Genomic DNA, 19,596 nt, shown 5'->3' on the forward strand with positions numbered 1-19,596 from the left:
GTGATCAAAACTCTGCTGATCGCCAACCGCGGCGAGATCGCTCGCCGGATCATCCGCACCTGCCAGGCCAACGGAATCCGCACGGTCGCGGTGTTCTCCGACCCGGACGCCGACGCGCCGCACGTGCGGGAGGCCGACTTCGCGGTGCGGTTGCCCGGTGCGTCGCCCACCGAGACCTACCTGCGCGCCGACCTGCTCGTCGAAGCGGCGGTGAAGGCCGGAGCGGACGCCGTTCACCCCGGCTACGGGTTCCTGAGTGAGAACGCCGACTTCGCGCGGAAGGTCCAGGCGGCGGGCCTGACCTGGGTCGGCCCCGAACCGGACTCGATCGAGTCGATGGGCTCCAAGGTCGCCGCGAAGAAGCGCATGGCGGCCGCCGGTGTGCCGACGCTGCCGGAACTGGATCCGGAGACCGTCACGACGTTCCCCGTGCTGATCAAGGCTTCCGCCGGTGGTGGCGGGCGCGGTATGCGGATCGTGCGTGAGAAGTCCGAGTTCGCGGACGCGTTGGCCAGCGCACGCCGTGAGGCCGAGTCCGCGTTCGGCGACCCGACGGTGTTCTGCGAGCCGTTGCTGGAGCACGCACGACACGTCGAGGTGCAGATCCTGGCGGACGCCCACGGAACGGTGTGGGCGCTCGGCGAACGCGAGTGCTCGATCCAGCGCCGGCACCAGAAGATCGTCGAGGAGTCGCCCAGCCCGGCGGTGACCGACGACGTCCGCAGGCGGTTGTTCGCGGCGGCGACGGCAGCGGCCGAGTCGATCGGCTACGTGGGCGCCGGCACCGTCGAGTTCATGCTGAAGGGCGAGGACTTCCACTTCCTGGAGGTCAACACGCGGCTACAGGTCGAGCATCCGGTCACCGAACTGGTGCACGGCGTCGACCTGGTCGAGTGGCAGCTGCGGATCGCGGAGGGCGCCGCGCTGCCGGTTGAGGTGCCGGAACCGCGCGGCCACGCCATCGAGGTGCGGCTTTACGCCGAGGACCCGGCGAACGACTGGCGTCCGGCGAGCGGCACGCTGCACCGGTTCCACGTGCCCGGTGACATCAGGCTGGACAGCGGGGTGGAGGACGGCTCGGTCGTCTCCGTGCACTACGACCCCATGCTGGCCAAGGTGATCGCGTACGCGCCGACGCGGGCCGCGGCCGCCCGCAAGCTCGCGACGGCGTTGGCGGGCGCGCGGATCCACGGCCTCGTCACGAACCGCGCGCTGCTCGTGGACATCCTGGAGAGCGACGCGTTCCTCAACGGGGACACGCACACCGGGTTCCTGACCGAGCACGACTTCGTCCGGACCGTTGACCCGCAACCGTTTGCGCTCGCCGCCGCGCTCGCGTCCGCCGCGAGTCGCAAGATCGGGCACCTGCCCCTCGGCTGGCGCAACGTGCGGTCGCAGCAGCCGAAGGCGAGGTTCCTGTTCGGGGAGGAACTGGTCGAGGTCGAGTACGACCCGAAACAGGCCGCTCCCGACGTGGTGACCCTGGACCTGGACGGCGTGCGGACGCCGTTCCACGTTGCCCGGTACGGCGATCTGGTCGAGGTCGACTCGCCGCGCGGGTCGGTGACGTTGAAGGTCGTGCCGCGCTTCCCCGAACCGGAGACCAGGCTCGCACCGGGCGCGACCGTCGCGCCGATGCCCGGCACGGTCGTCCGGGTCAGCGTCCGGCAGGGCGATCAGGTCGAGGCCGGTGCCGAACTCCTGGTGCTGGAAGCGATGAAGATGGAACACCGGGTGCTCGCCACCAACGCGGGCACCGTCACCGAGCTCCTCGTCGAGAATGCCCAGCAGGTCAATGCCGGCGATGTCCTGGCCGTAGTAGCCGAAGAGAGTGGAGACGAACAATGAGCTTCGTCGAGTCCGAAGAGCGGATCGCGCTGCGCAAGGCCGTGTCCGAGCTGGGCGCCAAGTACGGTCACGAGTACTTCATCACCAAGGCCAAATCGGGGGAGAAGGCCACCGAGCTGTGGGAGGAGGCCGGCAAGCTCGGCTACCTCGGCGTGGCCGTGCCAGAGGAGTACGGCGGCGGTGGCGGCGGCATCGGTGACCTCGCCGCGGTGTGCGAGGAGCTGGCGGCGGCGGGATGTCCGTTGCTGCTCATGGTGGTGTCGCCGGCGATCTGCGCCACGGTGATCGCCCGGTTCGGCACCGAGGAACAGAAGTCCAAGTGGCTGCCCGGTTTCGCGGACGGCACGCTCAAGATGGCGTTCGCGATCACCGAGCCGGACGCCGGATCGAACTCGCACCAGCTGAAGACGCACGTCCGCCGCGACGGTGACGACTGGATCCTCAAGGGCAGCAAGACGTTCATCTCCGGCATCGACGAGGTCGACGCCGTGCTCGTCGTGGCGATCCAGAAGACCGGGCCGGTGCTCGTGGTCGTCCCGACGAACGCCGAGGGCTTCACCTGGCACCGGATCGAGATGGACCTGGTCGCGCCGGAGAAGCAGTTCACGCTGTTCTTCGACGACGTCCGGCTGCCTTCGGACGCTGTCGTCGGTTCCCCGGACCAGGGCCTGCTGCAGGTGTTCGCGGGCCTCAACCCCGAACGGATCATGGGCGCGAGCATGGCCACCGGCTCGGCCCGGCTGGCGATCAGCAAGGCCGTGACCTACGCCCAGCAGCGCAAGGTGTGGGACAGCCCGATCGGCTCGCACCAGGGTCTGGCGCACCCGCTGGCGAAGATCCACGTCGAGATCGAACTGGCACGGCTGATGACGCAGAAGGCCGCCGCGCTGTACGACTCGGGCCGCGACAAGCAGGCTGGTGAGGCCGCGAACATGGCCAAGTACGCGGCGGGTGAGGCCATCGCGGCCGCCGTCGACCAGGCGATCCAGACGCACGGCGGCAACGGACTGACCACCGAGTTCGGGCTGGCGTCGATGCTCGGCATGTCCCGGCTGTCCCGCATCGCGCCCGTCAGCAGGGAGATGGTCCTCAACTTCGTCGCGCAGAACAGCCTGAAGCTGCCCAGGTCGTACTGACAGACTGCGGGGCATGGGGACCTTCAAGACCTTCGACGGCATCACGCTCGCGTACCACGGCCCGGCAGGGGATGACCCGCTCATCTGCCTGCCGGGCGGGCCAATGACGGCGTCGTCCTACCTCGCACCACTGCCGTTGGACAACATGCTCAGGCTCGACCTGCGCGGCACCGGTGAGTCCGAGACGGCGCCGGCGGAGTCCTACCGCGTGGACCGCCAGGTCGACGACGTGGAAGCACTCCGCCGTCACCTCGGGCTCGACCGGATCAGGCTGCTCGGGCACTCCGCCGGCGGCACCCTCGCGATCCTCTACGCCACGCGATACCCGCAGCACGTCAAGGAACTCGTCCTCGTCGCACCGAGCCCGCGCGTCGTCGGCATCGACGTCACCGACGACGATCGCCGGGTGATCGCGCACAGCCGCAGCGGCGAGCCCTGGTACGCGGAAGCCATCAAGGGGTTCGAGGAGATCTGGGCGGGCAACGCGACGCCCGAGGCGTTCGACACGATCGCCCCGTTCTGGCACGGACGCTGGGACGACGAGATCAGCAAGCTCGACGACGAGCACCCGACCAACGAGGACGCCGCCGAGATGTTCTACGCCGAGGGTGCGCTCGACCCCGAGGCGACCCGCGCGGCACTCGAATCCCTCGACGTGCCAACGCTTCTGCTCGTCGGTGAGATCGACATCGCACTTCCGCTCAACCGCGCGCACGAGTACGCGGAACTGCTCCCGCACGCGCGGTTCGTCGTCCAGAAGGCGGCCGGTCACGCCCCCTGGCTCGACGACCGGGAGGCGTTCGCGGCGGCGGTCCAGCGCATCCCGTAGAGGCCAGGACCGAAGTCGAGCGCGGCGGCGTGCGCGTAGCCCCACGAGTCCACCGGGGCAGGGCGCGTGCCGCCGAACATTTCCGTTCCCGCCGGACCGGACGCGAATTGCTCGCACGAAGCGGGCGGGGACCCGGCCGGGAATTTGATCTCCAGCACGTAGTCGTGCACGCGTTCGGCGAACCGGCGGAAATGCGTGTGCTCGACCGTCGGATGTGGATAGATCAATTCGTACTCGATCGCGACCGACTCGCCGGGAGAGATCGGTTCGTCGAACAACAACTCCGCGACGAGCACGCCGTTCGTGCGTTCCCTGGCGATCCGGCCGACCCGGCAGGACCGCACGGCGGTCAGCGCGGGCTGTGCCGTGCCCTGGGCGGAACCCGTTTCGTGGCAGAGGATCCATCGGTCCACATTGGCCGCCCTCGCCTGCATGACCTGGCGGGACCGGACGCCGCGCACACCGCCGCAGGGCGCGACCTCGACCCGGTCGTGCTGGGCGGTCAGGACCAGCCCGGAACCGTCCCACGGTGCCCGTGCCGACTGCTCCCGCCTGCGGGAACGCCCGCGCGGCCGGGGTGGGCCGAGCAGCCGCGACAGGGCGGTCTCCGGTAGTCCGAGCACGTCCTCGAGCTGGGTGAGCGCCATCAACGACTCGGGTCTCTCGGGTCTGCGGCGACCCGACTGCCAGTAGCTCAGCGCCGTGACGCTGATGGGCGCGCCGCGCACCTTGAGCCGGTGCTGCAGCCGTTCCAGACTGAGCCCCCGCACCTGGATCGCGACCCGCAACGCGTCCGCGAACGGACCCGTCACCAAGAGGTCGGCGAGCTCCTCGCGCGGTGGGTAAATCGTCAGCATCCACCCCTCCGTTTCCCGGGGTCAAGCTGGGAAGGCTATCGGCAGCAAAGGGAACGCGGTACAGCCGATCGGCGGTTTCGGGCCGCTGGGAAACCCGGAAAGTTCAGATCTCGGGTCTATTACGCCGCCAATAGTCTCGATTGGGTTCCTGAGCATCCCTGCGACGAACAGGACGACGAATGCGCAAGACAGCGACCCTGCTCGGCTCGGCGGTCATGATCGCGGCCTTCGCGGTACCCGCACAGGCCGCAGTGGGCGAGATCCTCACCTTCCAGGGCGTCCAGAACATCCCCGGCAGCTTCGTCGTGAAGCTGAAGGACAACGCCGTCACCGCGAGCGCCGCGACTCTCGGTACCCGCTTCGGCGGCCAGATCGGGTACGTCTACGACGCCGCGTTCAAGGGCTTCTCGGTCAGGATGTCCGACGCCCAGGCACGCAGACTGGCCGCTGACCCCTCGGTCGATTTCGTGGAACGCGACCAGGTGCTCAGCGTCCAGGCCACCCAGGTCAACCCGCCCTCGTGGGGCCTGGACCGGATCGACCAGCGCAACCTGCCCCTCGACCAGCGCTACACCTACAACTCCACCGGCTCTGGCGTGAACGCCTACGTGATCGACACCGGTGTCCGGATCACACACCAGACGTTCGGCGGCCGTGCGAAGAACGGGTACGACTTCGTGGACAACGACGCCGTCGCGCAGGACGGCAACGGCCACGGCACGCACGTCGCCGGAACCATCGCGGGCTCTCAGTACGGCGTGGCGAAGGCCGCGAACATCATCGCGGTGCGCGTGCTGAACAACTCGGGTTCCGGCACGCTCGCCGGTGTCAACGCGGGCATCAACTGGGTGGCCGCGAACCACGTCAAGCCCGCGGTGGCCAACATGTCGCTGGGCGGCGGCGCGAACGCCTCCCTCGACAGCGCCGTGCAGGGCGCGATCACGCGGGGCGTCACGTTCGCGGTGGCGGCCGGCAACTCGAACACCAACGCTGCCAACACCTCGCCCGCACGGGTGGCGGCGGCGATCACCGTGGGGTCGACCGACCGCAACGACGCGCGGTCGTCGTTCTCCAACTTCGGCCCCGTCGTCGACGTGTTCGCACCCGGCCGCGACATCACGTCGGCGTGGAACACCAGTGACACGGCCACGAACACCATCTCGGGCACCTCGATGGCGACGCCGCACGTCGTCGGCGTGGTGGCCCGTTACCTGCAGGGCAACTTCAACGTGACGCCCGCGCAGGTCTCGGCCGCGATCACCTCCAACGCCACCAACGGCAAGGTCACCAACCCCGGCGCCGGCACGACGACCAGGCTCCTGTACTGGCCGTCGACCAGCTGATCGGTTTTGAAGATGTGCGGCCCCGGCTCCCTTCGAGCCGGGGCCGTTTTCCCTGCAAATGAAAGGAAATCCGCCTGTGAGAGCCCTGCTGGCAGTCGCCGCCCTGGCGGCAGCGGTCGTGGTCGCCCCGGCGTCCGCGGCCACGTCCTCGTACATCGTGGTGCTCAGAGATGGAGCCGTGTCGTCGTTCGGTGGCACGGTCGAGCACACGTATTCGAGTGTTTTCAACGGTTTCAGCGCCCGGATGACCGCTGCACAGGTTCGTGCGCTGAAGGCGGACCCGAACGTGTCCTCCGTGGAACGTGACGGGATCGTGCACGCCAACAGCGTCCAGCTCAACCCGCCCTGGGGACTGGACCGGATCGACCAGCGCGCGCTGCCGTTGGATCAGCGCTACGAGTACACGAGCACCGGCCGTGGCGTGAACATCTACGTGCTCGACACCGGTCTCCGTGTGACGCACACGGACTTCGGTGGGCGTGCTCGCAACGGTTGGGACACCGTCGACAACGACGCGATCGCGCAGGACGACAACGGTCACGGCACGCACGTCGCCGGCATCGCCGCGGCCACCACCTACGGCGTGGCCAAGCGCGCGACCGTGTGGGGCGTGCGGGTGCTGAACGGCTCGGGCTCCGGCACCATTTCCGGTGTCATCGCGGGCGTGGACTGGGTGACGCGCAACGCCGTGAAGCCCGCCGTGGCGAACATGTCGTTGGGCGGCAGTGCTTCCGCGGCGCTGGACACCGCGGTGAAGAAGTCGATCGACTCAGGGATCTCGTACACGGTGGCGGCCGGTGGCAGCAACACCGATCCCGGTGGGTCGTCGCCCCAACGGGTTTCGCAGGCGATCTGCGTGGGTGCGTTGACGCCGACCGACACCAAGTCGTCGTCGTCGAACTTCGGGCCGTTGGTGGACATCTGGGCGGCGGGCGTCAACGTCCCGTCCACCTGGAACACTTCGGACACCGCGACCAACACGCTGAGCGGTTCGTCGATGGCGGCCCCGCACGCGGCCGGTGTCGCGGCCCGATACCTGGAGTTCAACCGTGCGGCCACGCCCGCGCAGGTGGAGCGCGCGCTGGTTACCACGGGCACTCCGGGAACGCCACCCGTCACTCGTATTCTCCATTGGCCGTCTTCCCTGTGAAAGGTGAATACACAGGTTCGTCCTAATCTTTAGGACACCCTTGGCAGGAACCGGATCGATCCATAACGTCGAAAGTGCTTCGTTCCCCTGCAAAGAACGGAATGCACATCATGACGCGAAAGATCCGGTTCCTGGCCGGTGCCGGCGTGGCGAGCCTCGCCATGTCGGTTCTCCTGGTTCCCAACGCCTCCGCAGCGGAAGGCGAGGTCCTGTCCCTCGGCTCCCCCGACAAGATCGCCGGCAGCTTCATCGTGAAGCTGAAGGAGGGCAAGGGTTCCTCCCACGCCCTGGCGTCGCGTTTCGGCGCGAACGTCGAGCGGGACTACACCAGCTTCGGCGGCTTCAACGTGAAGCTGACGGAGAAGCAGGCCAAGCACCTGGCCGCCGACCCGTCCGTCGAGTTCGTCGAGGCCGACCAGGTCGTCCACGCGCAGGCGACGCAGACGAACCCGCCGTCGTGGGGTCTCGACCGCATCGACCAGAAGAACCTGCCGCTGGACTCCAAGTACAGCTACACGTCGACCGGTTCGGGCGTCACCGCGTACGTCATCGACACCGGCGTGCGGATCAGCCACTCCACGTTCGGTGGTCGCGCTTCCAACGGCCGTGACTTCGTGGAGAACGACAACGTCGCGCAGGACGGCAACGGCCACGGCACGCACGTCGCCGGCACCATCGCGGGCTCGCAGTACGGCGTCGCGAAGGCCGCGAAGATCGTCGCCGTCCGCGTGCTCGACAACGACGGCTCCGGCACCCTCGCGGGTGTCGCGGCGGGCATCGACTGGGTGGGCGCCAACGCCGTCAAGCCGGCCGTCGCCAACCTGTCGCTCGGCGGCAGCTCCAACGCCACCCTCGACACGGCCGTGAAGAACGCCATCGCCAAGGGCGTGACCTTCGCGGTGGCGGCTGGTAACTCGAACGCGAACGCGTCCGGGTTCTCGCCGGCCCGTGTGGCTGAGGCGATCACGGTGGGCGCCACCACCAACACCGACGCCCGCGCCTCGTACTCGAACTACGGCGCGATCCTGGACATCTTCGCTCCGGGCAGCAACATCACGTCGGCTTGGAACACCTCTGACAGCGCTACCAACACCATCTCGGGTACGTCGATGGCGACCCCGCACGTGGCCGGTGCCGCGGCGCGCTACCTGTCGACGAACAAGACGGCGACTCCGGCTCAGGTTGCTTCTTACCTGATCGCGCAGTCGACGCCGTCGAAGGTCACCTCGCCGGGGACCGGGTCGCCGAACCGGCTGCTTTACCTCGCGCCTACTGCGTGAGTCGAGTCTCTAGGAGAAGGCCGCGGCTTCGGTCGCGGCCTTCTTCTGTTGGTGGCGGCTGGCGTCTGCAAGTACCACCAACTCTTGATCGAATCGCAGCTAACTACACCCAACTCGTTCGTCGCACGCCGTGCCCTCGCGGGCCAGAACGGCCCTGTTGGTAGTAGAAAAGTGTCTGTTGATGATGAGTTGGTGGTACTTGCAGACGCCTTCAGGGCCGGTCGGCGCGGCTAGAGGACCTGTTCCGCGATCTTGAGTGACACCAGGTAGAGCACGACGATCAGTAGTGCTCCGATCCATGGCCAGTACGCGCGCGGCTCGCGTAGGGCGCGGAACCACGTTGCGAACATCGTGGACAGCCAGATGACACCGGTGCCGACCAGGACCAGGGCCAGCGGTACGTGGCACGGCCCGGTGCACGGGTTCACCGGGGTGAAGCCGAGGATGCCCAGGAAGAGCACGCCGATGCTGAGCACGAACATCGCCAGCGTGCCGAACAGAGCCACCGCGATCCGCATGATCGAAAGCTAGCCAACGGCGGGCGTCCCCGCTGGAGAAAGCACCTGAGTGAAAAACGGGAGGCGGGTCCGGCTAGCCTTGACGGCAAAGCTGACTTCGTCTACAAGGAGCCACCACCGTGTTGCGCACGCACGAGGCCGGATCACTCCGGGCCGAGCACGCCGGGCAGTCCGTCACCCTCACCGGGTGGGTCGCTCGCCGGCGTGATCACGGCGGTGTCATCTTCATCGACCTCCGTGACGCCTCCGGTGTCGCCCAGGTCGTGTTCCGCGAGGGTGAGATGGCCGAGCGCGCGCACCGGTTGCGCAGCGAGTACGTCATCAAGGTCACCGGCGACGTGAGCAAGCGGCCCGAGGGCAGTGAGAACCCCGAGCTGCCCACCGGGGCCATCGAGGTTTACGTGAGCGACCTCGAGGTGCTCAACGAGGCAGCGCCGCTGCCGTTCCAGGTCGAGAGCGATGTCGAGCCGGGCGAGGAGGCCCGTCTCAAGCATCGGTACCTCGACCTGCGTCGTTCCGCCCCGGCCAAGGCCATCCGGTTGCGCAGTGAGGTCAGCCGGATCGCTCGTGAGGTGCTGCACGGCGAGAAGTTCGTCGAGATCGAGACGCCGACGCTGACGCGGTCCACGCCCGAGGGCGCGCGTGACTTCCTGGTGCCCGCGCGGCTGCGTCCTGGGTCCTGGTACGCGCTGCCGCAGTCGCCGCAGCTGTTCAAGCAGCTGCTGATGGTCGGTGGGCTGGAGCGGTACTACCAGATCGCGCGTTGCTACCGGGACGAGGACTTCCGCGCCGACCGTCAGCCGGAGTTCACCCAGCTCGACATCGAGATGAGCTTCGTCGAGCAGGACGACGTCATCGGGTTGACGGAGAAGTTGCTCGCCGCGATCTGGAAGGAGACCAAGGGCGTCGAGCTGCCGCTGCCGTTCCGCCGGATCTCCTATGCGGACGCGATGGCCAAGTACGGTTCGGACAAGCCGGACCTGCGCTTCGAGCTCGAGCTGACGGACCTGACCGAGTACTTCAAGGACACGACGTTCCGCGTGTTCCAGGCGCCGTACGTCGGTGCCGTGGTGATGCCGGGTGGTGCCTCGCAGCCGCGGCGCACGCTCGACGCGTGGCAGGAGTTCGCCAAGCAGCGTGGTCACAAGGGGCTCGCGTACGTGCTGGTCCAGGAGGACGGCACGCTCGGCGGGCCGGTCGCCAAGAACCTCACCGACACCGAGCGCGACGGTCTCGCGAAGGCCGTTGGTGCCAACGCCGGCGACTGCATCTTCTTCGGTGCGGGCGACCCGCGGGACGCGCGGGCGCTGCTCGGTGCGGCCCGGGTCGAGATCGCGCACCGCGTTGGCCTGATCGACGAGAACGCGTGGGCGTTCGCGTGGGTCGTCGACTTCCCGATGTTCGAGTCGGTCGACAAGCTCGAGGCCGGTGACGTCGCGGTCGGCGGTAGCAACTGGACGGCGTTGCACCACGCGTTCACCTCGCCGACGCCGGAGTGGATCGACAACTTCGAGTCCGACCCCGGCAACGCGCTGGCCTACGCCTACGACGTGATCCTCAACGGCAACGAGCTCGGTGGTGGCTCGATTCGTATCCACCGCGCGGACGTGCAGCAGCGCGCGTTCAACGTCATGGGCATCGGTGCCGAGGAGGCGCAGGAGAAGTTCGGCTTCCTGCTCGACGCGTTCAAGTTCGGTGCGCCGCCGCACGGTGGCATCGCGCTCGGCTGGGACCGCCTCTGCATGCTGCTCGCGGGTGCCGACTCGATCCGCGAGGTCATCGCGTTCCCGAAGAGCGGCGGCGGCTACGACCCGCTGACCGCGGCCCCGGCGCCGATCACGTCGCAGCAGCGCAAGGAAGCCGGCGTCGACTTCAAGCCGGAGCAGAAGGACCAGAAGGCCTGATGCTGCGGCTGCGGGTGGTCTGTCCGGCAGACCAGACCGAGGCCGCCACGAAGATCCTCCGCGACCACGCGGGAGCCACCCACCTGGTGCTCCTGCGTGGCGCGGCGATCGACCCCGAGGGCGACCTGATCACCGCCGACGTGGCCCGCGAGGCCGTCGACGAGATCGTCGGCGCGCTCTGCGACCTCCACATCGACCACACCGGCGGCGTGACGATCGAGACGATCGACACCTCGCTGTCCGACAGCGCCGACCGCGCCGAGGAGAACGCGCCGGGCGAGGGCTCGGACGTGATCGTGTGGGAGGAGCTGATCGCGAAGTCCGGCGAGGAGTCCCGGCCGAGCGTCACCTTCCAGGCCTTCCTCACCATCGCCTGCCTGCTGGCGGCGGTGGGCGTCGCGACGAACTCGCCGGTCACGATCGTCGGCGCGATGGTCGTCGGGCCGGAGTTCGGGCCGCTCGCCGCGATCGCCGTCGGGCTCGTCGCGAAGCGGTGGGACCTGGTCAAACGGGCATCGATCGCGCTGGGCGTCGGGTTCCCGCTGGCGATGGTGATCACGTCCGTGCTGACGTGGTTCGGCGAGCTCGGCGGGCTGTTCGACAGGACCGCGTTGGTCAACGGTCACCAGGTCGACTTCGTCTACCAGTTCGGGCCGTTCTCGCTGATCGTGGCACTGCTGGCGGGTGCGGCGGGCATGCTCTCGATGACGTCCGCGAAGTCGGCGGTGCTCGTCGGCGTGTTCATCTCGGTCACCACCGTTCCGGCCGCCGGGTACGCCGCGCTGGCCGCGATTCTCGGAGTGTGGGACAGAGTCGGGCCCGCTGTTGCTCAGCTGGGCATCAACTTGATCGGTATTGTCGTCGCCGCCGCGCTCGTTCTGTTGATCCGCAGGCGCCGGGCAACGGATGGTGTTTCCACACGTCCACTGTCCAAGGGGTGATCCGGAAACGGCGCGAGCCGTTATCAACGAGTGGTGGTGGTCGCAGCCTGGCCGGATTAGCGTCGGTCCGGCTCACGGACATGGGGAGTAGGGTCGGAGGGGATGAGCGTGGAGATCACCGCGGGCCCTCCCGACACGACTTCACCTGAGATTGCCGAAGCTGTCGACGCCGCCGAGCGGGTACTGACCAGGCGACTGGGCGCACAGGTGCGCCTCTCGGACCCCGAGACTCTCGGGGGTACCGGTCGTTCCGTCGTCATTCGCGTGAGAGTCGCGTCCTCGCCGTTCTCCATGCCGCGCACGCTGGTCGTGAAGCGCTATCCGGAGGCGAGCGGCGACCGGGACCCGTGGGCGCACGAGGCGGTCAGCCATCAGCTGCTCACCGCGCTTCCGTCCGAAGAGCGCGCTACGCCAGAACTGTTCGCACACGACGCCGCAGCGCGTCTGGTCGTACTGGAAGACCTGGGCCGTGCGCCGCGTTTGTCCGAGAAGCTGCACGCCCCGGACGCGCGCGCCGCGGAACGCGGGCTGTTGTCGTGGGCTCACGCCATGGGCCGTCTGCACGCCACGACGGCCGGTCGTGACGCGGACTTCGACGCGTTGATGCGCCGGGCCGGTGCGCAGTGCTGCCAGGACCCGATCGCGGTCGACGTGCACGCGGCGATCGTGGGCTTACCTGCGTTGCTCGCGTCCACACTGGGCATCGAGACGTCCCCGCAGGCCAGCGAGTTCGCCGCCGACGCCGCACGGTCGTTCAGCACCTCGCGTCGCCGTGCGTTCAGCCCGTCGACGTCCTGTCCGGACAACCACCTGGTCACCTCGCGCGGTGTCCGGTTCGTCGACTTCGAGGGCGGCTGCGTCCGCGACATCGTGTTCGACGCCGCCGCGCTGCGCGTGCCGTTCCCGTCCTGCTGGTGCGGCTGGGGTCTGCCGCCGGGCATGTCCGAGGCCATGGTCGCCGCGTGGCGGGCCGAGGTCGGGTCGGTGTGGCCGGAGATGGACGACGACGCGGTGCTCTTACCTCGCCTGCTGGAAGCCCAGCTGCTGTGGGTGTGGCTCGCGACGTGGCGGGCGCTGTCCAAGCCGATGCCGAGCGTCGTCAACGCGCCACCGCGCAGCGTCGTGCTGACCGGGCGGTGGGTCCGGCTGCGGTCCGACGCGCTGATCCTGGGCGAGAAGACCGTTGCTTCGCACGCCGACGCGGTGATCGGCGCACTGGCCGACCGCTACGGCCCTGAGGTGCTCGAACTCCCGCTTTACCCAGCATTTCGCTGAACCGTTCCCGCACGGCCATGCCGAGATCACCAGGCCCGCTGATGCTGAGGCGTGTGCTGGTGTTACTCGGTGACTCGACCGCGGTCGGGATCGGCGACCTCGTTCCCGGCGGCTGGCGCGGGTTCGGTCCCATCCTCTCGTCCGCCTACCCGGACAACGGCTACCGCAACTACGCCGTCTCCGGCGCGCGGCTGGCCGACGTCAGACGCACCCAGTTGCCGCAGGCGTTGCGGGACAAGCCCACCGCCGCCGTCGTCATCGCCGGCGTCAACGACACGCTGCGTTCGGACTTCTCCACGCGGCAGATGCACGAGGACCTCGACCACGTCTGCCGCGAGCTGACGAGCGTCGGCGTTTCCGTGGTCACCGTGCGGTTCCACGACCAGGGCCGCGTGTTCAAGCTGCCCGGCAAGCTGCGGCGGGTGCTCAAGGAGCGCATCGACGAGTACAACCGCGTGATCGACGTCGTGGTCGCGCGGCACGGCGTCCGTTGCGTCGACCTGCACACCCTGCCCGGCGCGTACGAGCTGGAGACGTGGGCGGTCGACCGGCTGCACCCGTCCGAGCTCGGTCACCGGATGCTGGCGCGGGCGTTCGCCGACGAGTTGCGCGCGCTCGGGCACCCGGTCGGCGAGGTGAGCCTGGAGTGCTCCGGCGGGCGCGAGCTCACGGTGTGGCACCACGTCGCGTGGCTGATGCTGAAGGGGATTCCGTGGCTGTGGAAGCGGGGTGCGGACCTGCTGCCGTTGTTGTGGACCGGCGAGGCGCCGGCCGAGATGTTCCCGGCCGGCGCTGACGATCAGGCGGCGACCGTCAGGTCGTAGATGGACTCGCCACCCGCCGTCACGGCCTTGAAGTTCGCCGCGACCCACTCGCCGATCTCGCTGTTGCCACCACCGGGTCCGCCGCGGCCACCCGCGACGAAGTAGCGGACCTCGCCCTCGGCGACGAGCGCCTTGAACTCGTCGAGCGTGGGCGCGGGATCGCTGCCGTTCCAGCCGCCGATCGCGATCACCGGCCGGCCCGACGAGAGCTGCAACGACGCCGCGCTCTGCGCGCCGACGGTCGCGGCCGCCCACTGGGTGTCCGTGGCCTTCAACAACTGCACGACCTCGGTGGAGGAACTGCCTCCGCCCATTCCGCCACCACCTTGCTGGGAGCGCGGGCCGGACAACGGGATCGAGCCGCTGTGCGTGGTGGCTGCGGTCGCGAACGCGTAGCCGGAGGTGCCGAGCAATGCCGTCACCAGAAGAGCGGCGGCGACCCAGCGGCGCGCGTTCACGCCGAACACCAGCGCGAACACCGCGACCGCCGTGACGGCCAGCAGAACCCAGCGCAGCCAGGGCATCCAGGTGGGCGTGCGGTCGAGCAGGATGAAGCCCCAGACACCGGTCGCGGCGACCATCGCCGTCAACGCCATCCGCACCGGGAAGTGCGCGCGGCCACGCCACAACTCACGCCCGGCAACGCCCACGAGCGCGGCGATTCCGGGTGCCATGGCGACCGTGTAGTAGGGGTGCGTGATGCCGCTCATGAAGCTGAACACCAGACCGCTGACGATCGTCCAGCCACCCCAGATCACCAGCGCCGCGCGCGTGCGGTCGGTGCGCGGTGCCCTGCGGCTGAACCACAGCCCGGCGGCGAGCCCGATCAACGCCGCGGGCAGCAGCCAGGAGATCTCCGGGCCCATGCTGGCGCCGAACAACCGGCCGATGCCCGTCGAGCCGCCGAAACCGATGTTCCCGTTGCCGCCCATGCCCCCGCCGTCGCCGCCGGGTCCGCCGCCGCTGTTGCCGAAGATGCGGCCGAGGCCGTTGTAGCCGATCGCCAGCTCCCACAACGAGTTGTTGGTGGAGCCGCCGATGTACGGGCGGCTGTCCGCCGGCCACAGCTCGACCAGCGCGATGAACCACCCGGCCGACACGACCACGGCGAGACCGGCGCCGAGCAGGTGCACGAGCCGCCTGAGCGGTGACGTCGGCGCGGCGATCAGGTAGGCCAGCGCGAGCGCGGGCAGCACCAGGAACGCCTGCAACATCTTGGTGAGGAACGCGAATCCGATCGCCGAACCCGCGAGCGCCAGCCAGAGCGGGCTCGCCTTCTCCAGCGCCCGCACCGTGCAGTACGCGGCCGCGACCATCAGCAGCACCAGCAACGCGTCCGGCAGGTTGAACCGGAACATCAGCGTGGCCACCGGGGTCAGCGCGAAGGCCGCTCCGGCGAACAGGGCGGCGACCGGACCGGACGTGCGCTTCACGGTCGCGTACAGCAGTCCCACCGCCGCGACGCCTTCCAGCGCCTGCGGGGCCAGCACGGTCCAGCTGGAGAAGCCGAACGCCTTGGCGAACAGGCCGCTCACCCACAGGAACGCGGGCGGCTTGTCGACGGTGATCGTGTTGCCGGGGTCGAGTGAACCGAACAGCAGCGCCTTCCAGCTCTGGGAGGCCGCCTGGGTCGCCGCCGCGTAGAACTCGTTGCCGTAGCCGGACGCGGTGAGGTTCCACAGGTACAGCACGGCGGTACCGGCGAGCAGGCAGAGGAAAGCGATGCGGTGCAACGTCTTCGCGTTCACCTTCCGGCGCTCGGCCGGGGCCGGCGCGGCCGGTGCCGCGGGTGCGAGTGTGGCGGTCATGAGGCGTCCAGTCGGTAGAGGGTGGTACCGGCGACGGTGGTCGCGGTGTAGTTCTGCGCGACCCAGTCGGCGATCTCGTGGGCTGCGTCGCTGCCGGTGTTGCCCTGCATCATCCGGCCGGCCGCGACGTAGTAGTGGATCTGTCCATTTCGGACCATCTCCTGGAACTCCGCCAGGGTCGGTGCGGGGTCGGTGCCGTTGAAGCCGCCGAGCGCCATCACCGGCTGCCCGCTCGCGAGCTGCAGGCCCGCCGCGTTGTTGGACCCGATCGTCGCCGCGGCCCACCTGTAGTCAGCCGCGTTGTCCTGCAACAGGGTCACGACTTGGGAGTCCGGCGTCGTGGCGTCGAGCAGGCCGCCGCCCATGCCACCCATCCGCCCGCTCGACGGGCCCGCGACGGGCAGCGCGCCGGTGTGCGGAGTGGTCACGGTGGCGAAGGAGTACGTGGTGGGGCCGAGCAACGCGGCGACGAGCGCGACCGGGATGGCCCAGCGCATCGACAGCACCAGGCCCACCGCCGCGATCAGCCCGGCCATCAGCGCCAGCACGGCGACGGGCGTGGAGAAAGCGTTGATCAGCACGTAACACTGCAGCGCGCTCAACGCGACGGAGCCCGAAAGCACCGCTGCGGCAACGGGTTCGTGCCGGCGCGCCCACAGTTCGGTGGCGGCGATGCCGACGATCGCGGCGATCGCGGGAGCCAGCGCCACGGTGTAGTAGGAGTGGATGATCCCGTTCATGAAGCTGAACACCGCGGCGGTGACCACGAGCCAGCCGCCCCACAACGCCAGCGCGGTGCGGGTGCGGCCCCTGGTCAGCCACAGCCCGGCGATCAGCAGCACCAGAGCGGCCGGCAGCAGCCACGCGATCTGACTGCCCATCTCCGCGCCCAGCAGGCGGCTCCAGCCGGCCGAGCCCCAGCCGCGACCGCCGCCGACGCTGCCGACCTCGTCCCCGGTGAGCCGGCCGAGACCGTTGTAACCCAACGCCAGTTCGAGCACGCTGTTCGTCTGCGAGCCGCCGATGTAGGGCCGGTCCGGCGTGAGCTCGACGGCGAGGATCCACCAGCCGCCCGCGACGATCATCGCTCCCAGCGCGCCGAGCAGGTGCAGCAAGCGTTTGCCCATGCTCGTCGGTGCGGCGATCAGGTAGACCAGCCCGAACGCGGGCAGTACCAGGAACGCCTGCAGCATCTTCGTCAGGAACCCGAACCCGACGGCGACACCGGCGAGGGCGAGCCAGAACGGGCTGGCCTGCTCGACCGCGCGGGTCACGCAGCAGGTGCCCGCGATCAGCAGCAGGACCAGCAGCGCGTCCGGGTTGTTGAAGCGGAACATCAGCACCGCGACCGGGGTCAGCGCGAGCACGGCGCCGGAGATCAGCGCGGCGGCGGGGGAGAACCAGCGGCGGACGGTCGCGTACAGCAACCACACGCTGCCCACGCCCATCAACGCCTGCGGCACCAGGATGCTCCACGCGTTGACGCCGAACAGCCGGGCGGACAGGCCCATCACCCACACCGAGGCGGGTGTCTTGTCGATGGTGATCGCGTTCGAGGCGTCCGACGAACCGAAGAACCACGCCTTCCAGCTCGTGGCACCGGCCTGGGCGGCGGCGGAGTAGTAGGCGTTGGCCCAGCCCGAGTCCCCCAGCCGCCACAGGTACAGCGCGCCGGTCGCGATCAGCAGGACCGCCAGCGCCAGGCGTTCTCGTCTCATGGAGACGAGAATCGCCGGTCACCCTGGGTCGGTCGTGTGCTGTTGCTGTGAACCACCTGTGTGCAGTGAGACGGTGAAAGTCGTGTGACCTGGCGCGCTCGTCACCGACACGTCACCGTTGTGCGCGCCGACCACAGCGGACACGATCGACAGGCCCAGCCCGGTGCTGCCCGCCGCGCGCGACCGTGAACTGTCGCCGCGCGCGAACCGTTCGAACACTTCCAGGCCCTGCGGGACACCGGGTCCGTCGTCGGTGACGGTCAGGTCGACGCGTCCGTTGTGGACGGACAATCCGGTGGTGACGGTGGTGCCCGGCGGGGTGTGCGTGCGGGCGTTGGACAGCAGGTTGCCGAGCACCTGGTGCAGCCGCTGGACATCACCGGGGACGACCACGGGTTGCTGTGGCAGCTGGAGCTTCCAGCTGTGGTCGGGACCCGCGATCCGCGCGTCGCCGACCACGTCCAGCACCAGCCGGGAGAGGTCGACGTCCTCGCGCTCCAGCGGACGGCCCGCGTCGAGCCGGGCGAGCAGCAGCAGGTCCTCGACGAGCGAGGTCATCCGCAGCGCCTCGGACTCGACCCGGTTCATCGCGTGGGTGACCTCGGGCGGCAGGTCCTCGCCGGTCCGCCTGGTCAGTTCGGCGTAACCCCGGATCGCGGCAAGTGGTGTCCTGAGCTCGTGCGAGGCGTCGGCGACGAACTGCCGCACGCGCGTTTCGCTGTCGTGCCGGGCTTTCAACGCCTCATCGATGTGGCCGAGCATCCGGTTCAGCGCGAGCCCGACCTTGCCGATCTCGGTCGCCGGGTCCGTGTCCTCCTCCGGCACGCGTTCGGCGAGCGCGACCTCGCCCTCGTGCAGCGGCAGTTCGGACACGCGGGTGGCGGTCTCGGCGACGCGGTCGAGCGGCACCAGCGCGCGCCGCACGACGACCCGGCCTGCCAGCGCGACGGCCGCCGCTCCCGCGATGATCAGCCCGGCGAGGATCCACACCATCTGCCAGACGATGTCCATCACGGGGGAGAGCGACAGGCCCCTGATGCCCCGGCCGTCGGTGAGCACGCGGAACTCGCCCGCCTCGCCCATGTCGATCGTGTGCAGGCCGGACGGCACCGCCTCCAGTGCCGTGATCTCCTCGTCGGTGAGGGCACGCGGCTGCAGCCAGCCGGGCAGCTCGATCGTGCCGTTGATGGTGCCGTCGCGCTGGACGATCGCGTTGAGGCCGATGGAGTACGGGGAACCCGGTGGTGGCGGTCGCATCGTCGTGACCTGGCGGTCGAGGTTGTCCATCAGGAACGCGTGCAGGGCGAGCACCGCGATCCCGCCGATCACCAGGCACAGTGCGGTGAGCAGGACGATCTGGCCGGAGACCAGCTGGGCCCGCAGGGTTCTAGGTCGCAGGCTTGAGGACATATCCGGCGCCTCGCATCGTGTGGATCATCGGGGCGCGCCCGGCGTCGATCTTCTTGCGGAGATAGGAGATGTAGAGCTCGACGATGTTCGCCTGGCCGCCGAAGTCGTAGCTCCACACGCGGTCCAGGATCTGCGCCTTGCTCAGCACCCGGCGCGGGTTGCTCATCAGGTAGCGCAGCAGTTCGAACTCCGTCGCCGTCAGCTCGATCGCCGCGCCACCGCGGTTCACCTCGCGCGTCTCCTCGTTCAGCGACAGGTCGCCGACGACCAGCCGGGCACCCGCGTCCGCGTCCGTCACGCCCGTGCGGCGCAGCAGCGCGCGCAACCGGAGCACGACCTCCTCCAGTGAGAACGGCTTGGTGACGTAGTCGTCGCCGCCCGCCGTCAGCCCGGCGATGCGGTCCTCCACGGCGTCCTTCGCCGTCAGGAACAGCACCGGCAACGCGGGGAAGTCCGCGCGCATCTTGCGCAGCACCTCGAACCCGTTGAAATCCGGCAGCATCACGTCGAGGACGACGACGTCCGGCCGGAACTCACGCGCGGTCCGCACCGCCGTCTGACCGTCGAGCGCCGTGCGGACGTCCCACTTCTCCATCCGCAACGCCATCGACATCAGCTCCGCCAGGGTGGACTCGTCGTCCACCACGAGCACCCGCACGGGCTGCCCGTCGGGCCTGCGGAGTTCGGATTTCATCGCGCGCATGGCTCCCATCCTGAATGCCGATTCTGTGTACCAGCTGTGAGCGAGGTGCACA

Annotated in this window: 16 protein-coding genes; 10 read left to right on the forward strand and 6 right to left on the reverse strand. The window is 69.1% G+C overall.

All coding sequences use genetic code 11. The features are described from left to right. Genes B0F77_RS23075 through B0F77_RS23085 form a run of 3 tightly spaced genes read left to right on the forward strand, consistent with a single transcriptional unit; the run spans position 1 to position 3,813 of the window. Positions 1–1,848: an ATP-binding protein gene (locus tag B0F77_RS23075; RefSeq protein WP_086665046.1), complete on the forward strand. Its 1,848-nt coding sequence runs from the start codon at positions 1–3 to the stop codon at positions 1,846–1,848. Then, complete coding sequence (locus B0F77_RS23080) at positions 1,845–2,984, forward strand: acyl-CoA dehydrogenase family protein (protein WP_086665047.1); 1,140 nt, start codon at positions 1,845–1,847, stop codon at positions 2,982–2,984. The genes B0F77_RS23075 and B0F77_RS23080 overlap by 4 nt, the downstream gene beginning before the upstream one ends. Before the next feature lie 13 nt (positions 2,985–2,997). Beyond that, the gene (locus B0F77_RS23085; RefSeq protein ID WP_086665048.1) at positions 2,998–3,813 is read left to right on the forward strand and encodes an alpha/beta fold hydrolase; all 816 of its coding nucleotides are present in this window, start codon (positions 2,998–3,000) and stop codon (positions 3,811–3,813) included. Here the strand turns inward: B0F77_RS23085 and B0F77_RS23090 are convergent. Beyond that, positions 3,753–4,670, reverse strand: a complete 918-nt coding sequence (locus B0F77_RS23090; RefSeq protein ID WP_086665049.1) for a hypothetical protein — start codon at positions 4,668–4,670, stop codon at positions 3,753–3,755. The two genes, B0F77_RS23085 and B0F77_RS23090, sit on opposite strands and share 61 nt — an antisense overlap. Positions 4,671–4,849: 179 nt before the next feature. Here B0F77_RS23090 and B0F77_RS23095 point away from each other — a divergent pair, with 179 nt between their 5' ends. From B0F77_RS23095 to B0F77_RS23105, 3 genes are all read left to right on the forward strand, one after another. Beyond that, positions 4,850–6,013 carry a S8 family peptidase gene (locus B0F77_RS23095; RefSeq protein WP_086665050.1) on the forward strand — a complete coding sequence of 388 codons (1,164 nt, stop codon included), beginning with the start codon at positions 4,850–4,852 and terminating at the stop codon, positions 6,011–6,013. Positions 6,014–6,089: 76 nt separating this feature from the next. Further along, the gene (locus B0F77_RS23100; protein WP_342746811.1) at positions 6,090–7,163 is read left to right on the forward strand and encodes a S8 family peptidase; all 1,074 of its coding nucleotides are present in this window, start codon (positions 6,090–6,092) and stop codon (positions 7,161–7,163) included. A 110-nt stretch (positions 7,164–7,273) separates the two neighbouring features. After that, the gene (locus B0F77_RS23105; RefSeq protein ID WP_342746812.1) at positions 7,274–8,443 is read left to right on the forward strand and encodes a S8 family peptidase; all 1,170 of its coding nucleotides are present in this window, start codon (positions 7,274–7,276) and stop codon (positions 8,441–8,443) included. 230 nt (positions 8,444–8,673) lie between these two features. Here B0F77_RS23105 and B0F77_RS23110 read toward each other — a convergent pair whose 3' ends face one another. Continuing rightward, positions 8,674–8,961 (reverse strand): hypothetical protein, encoded by a 288-nt coding sequence (locus B0F77_RS23110; protein ID WP_086665052.1) that lies wholly within the window; start codon positions 8,959–8,961, stop codon positions 8,674–8,676. A gap of 119 nt (positions 8,962–9,080) precedes the next feature. Here B0F77_RS23110 and aspS point away from each other — a divergent pair, with 119 nt between their 5' ends. The 4 genes from aspS (at position 9,081) to B0F77_RS23130 (ending at position 13,905) form a co-directional block, all read left to right on the forward strand. After that, positions 9,081–10,865, forward strand: coding sequence for an aspartate--tRNA ligase (gene aspS, locus B0F77_RS23115; RefSeq protein ID WP_086665053.1), 1,785 nt, complete (start codon positions 9,081–9,083; stop codon positions 10,863–10,865). Next, positions 10,865–11,806 carry a DUF389 domain-containing protein gene (locus tag B0F77_RS23120; RefSeq protein ID WP_086665054.1) on the forward strand — a complete coding sequence of 314 codons (942 nt, stop codon included), beginning with the start codon at positions 10,865–10,867 and terminating at the stop codon, positions 11,804–11,806. Before aspS ends, B0F77_RS23120 begins: the two co-directional genes overlap by 1 nt. 264 nt (positions 11,807–12,070) lie before the next feature. Then, positions 12,071–13,081 carry a hypothetical protein gene (locus B0F77_RS23125; RefSeq protein ID WP_342746813.1) on the forward strand — a complete coding sequence of 337 codons (1,011 nt, stop codon included), beginning with the start codon at positions 12,071–12,073 and terminating at the stop codon, positions 13,079–13,081. Between the two features lie 53 nt (positions 13,082–13,134). Beyond that, the gene (locus B0F77_RS23130; RefSeq protein WP_245848568.1) at positions 13,135–13,905 is read left to right on the forward strand and encodes an SGNH/GDSL hydrolase family protein; all 771 of its coding nucleotides are present in this window, start codon (positions 13,135–13,137) and stop codon (positions 13,903–13,905) included. Here B0F77_RS23130 and B0F77_RS23135 read toward each other — a convergent pair. The 4 genes from B0F77_RS23135 to B0F77_RS23150 are packed head-to-tail and all read right to left on the reverse strand — an operon-like array spanning position 13,881 to position 19,544. Next, positions 13,881–15,713, reverse strand: coding sequence for an ArnT family glycosyltransferase (locus B0F77_RS23135; RefSeq protein ID WP_086665057.1), 1,833 nt, complete (start codon positions 15,711–15,713; stop codon positions 13,881–13,883). The genes B0F77_RS23130 and B0F77_RS23135 overlap by 25 nt on opposite strands. Further along, entirely contained in the window at positions 15,710–17,431 is a 1,722-nt protein-coding gene (locus B0F77_RS23140) for an ArnT family glycosyltransferase (RefSeq protein WP_086665058.1), read from the reverse strand. Before B0F77_RS23140 ends, B0F77_RS23135 begins: the two co-directional genes overlap by 4 nt. 18 nt (positions 17,432–17,449) lie before the next feature. Beyond that, positions 17,450–18,841, reverse strand: coding sequence for a sensor histidine kinase (locus B0F77_RS23145; RefSeq protein ID WP_086665059.1), 1,392 nt, complete (start codon positions 18,839–18,841; stop codon positions 17,450–17,452). Further along, entirely contained in the window at positions 18,819–19,544 is a 726-nt protein-coding gene (locus B0F77_RS23150) for a response regulator transcription factor (protein ID WP_211293946.1), read from the reverse strand. Before B0F77_RS23150 ends, B0F77_RS23145 begins: the two co-directional genes overlap by 23 nt. Between the last annotated feature and the right edge of the window lie 52 nt (positions 19,545–19,596).

The organism is Lentzea kentuckyensis (genome assembly GCF_002150765.1).
Taxonomy (GTDB): domain Bacteria; phylum Actinomycetota; class Actinomycetes; order Mycobacteriales; family Pseudonocardiaceae; genus Lentzea; species Lentzea kentuckyensis.

Bases quoted from the DNA above. Each gene is read 5' to 3' on its own strand.
- B0F77_RS23135 (WP_086665057.1), bottom strand. From the start codon at position 15,713: ATGACCGCCACACTCGCACCCGCGGCACCGGCCGCGCCGGCCCCGGCC.
- B0F77_RS23110 (WP_086665052.1), bottom strand. From the start codon at position 8,961: ATGCGGATCGCGGTGGCTCTGTTCGGCACGCTGGCGATGTTCGTGCTC.
- B0F77_RS23150 (WP_211293946.1), bottom strand. From the start codon at position 19,544: ATGCGCGCGATGAAATCCGAACTCCGCAGGCCCGACGGGCAGCCCGTG.
- B0F77_RS23085 (WP_086665048.1), top strand. From the start codon at position 2,998: ATGGGGACCTTCAAGACCTTCGACGGCATCACGCTCGCGTACCACGGC.
- B0F77_RS23140 (WP_086665058.1), bottom strand. From the start codon at position 17,431: ATGAGACGAGAACGCCTGGCGCTGGCGGTCCTGCTGATCGCGACCGGC.
- B0F77_RS23090 (WP_086665049.1), bottom strand. From the start codon at position 4,670: ATGCTGACGATTTACCCACCGCGCGAGGAGCTCGCCGACCTCTTGGTG.
- B0F77_RS23095 (WP_086665050.1), top strand. From the start codon at position 4,850: ATGCGCAAGACAGCGACCCTGCTCGGCTCGGCGGTCATGATCGCGGCC.
- B0F77_RS23120 (WP_086665054.1), top strand. From the start codon at position 10,865: ATGCTGCGGCTGCGGGTGGTCTGTCCGGCAGACCAGACCGAGGCCGCC.
- B0F77_RS23145 (WP_086665059.1), bottom strand. From the start codon at position 18,841: ATGTCCTCAAGCCTGCGACCTAGAACCCTGCGGGCCCAGCTGGTCTCC.
- B0F77_RS23105 (WP_342746812.1), top strand. From the start codon at position 7,274: ATGACGCGAAAGATCCGGTTCCTGGCCGGTGCCGGCGTGGCGAGCCTC.
- B0F77_RS23080 (WP_086665047.1), top strand. From the start codon at position 1,845: ATGAGCTTCGTCGAGTCCGAAGAGCGGATCGCGCTGCGCAAGGCCGTG.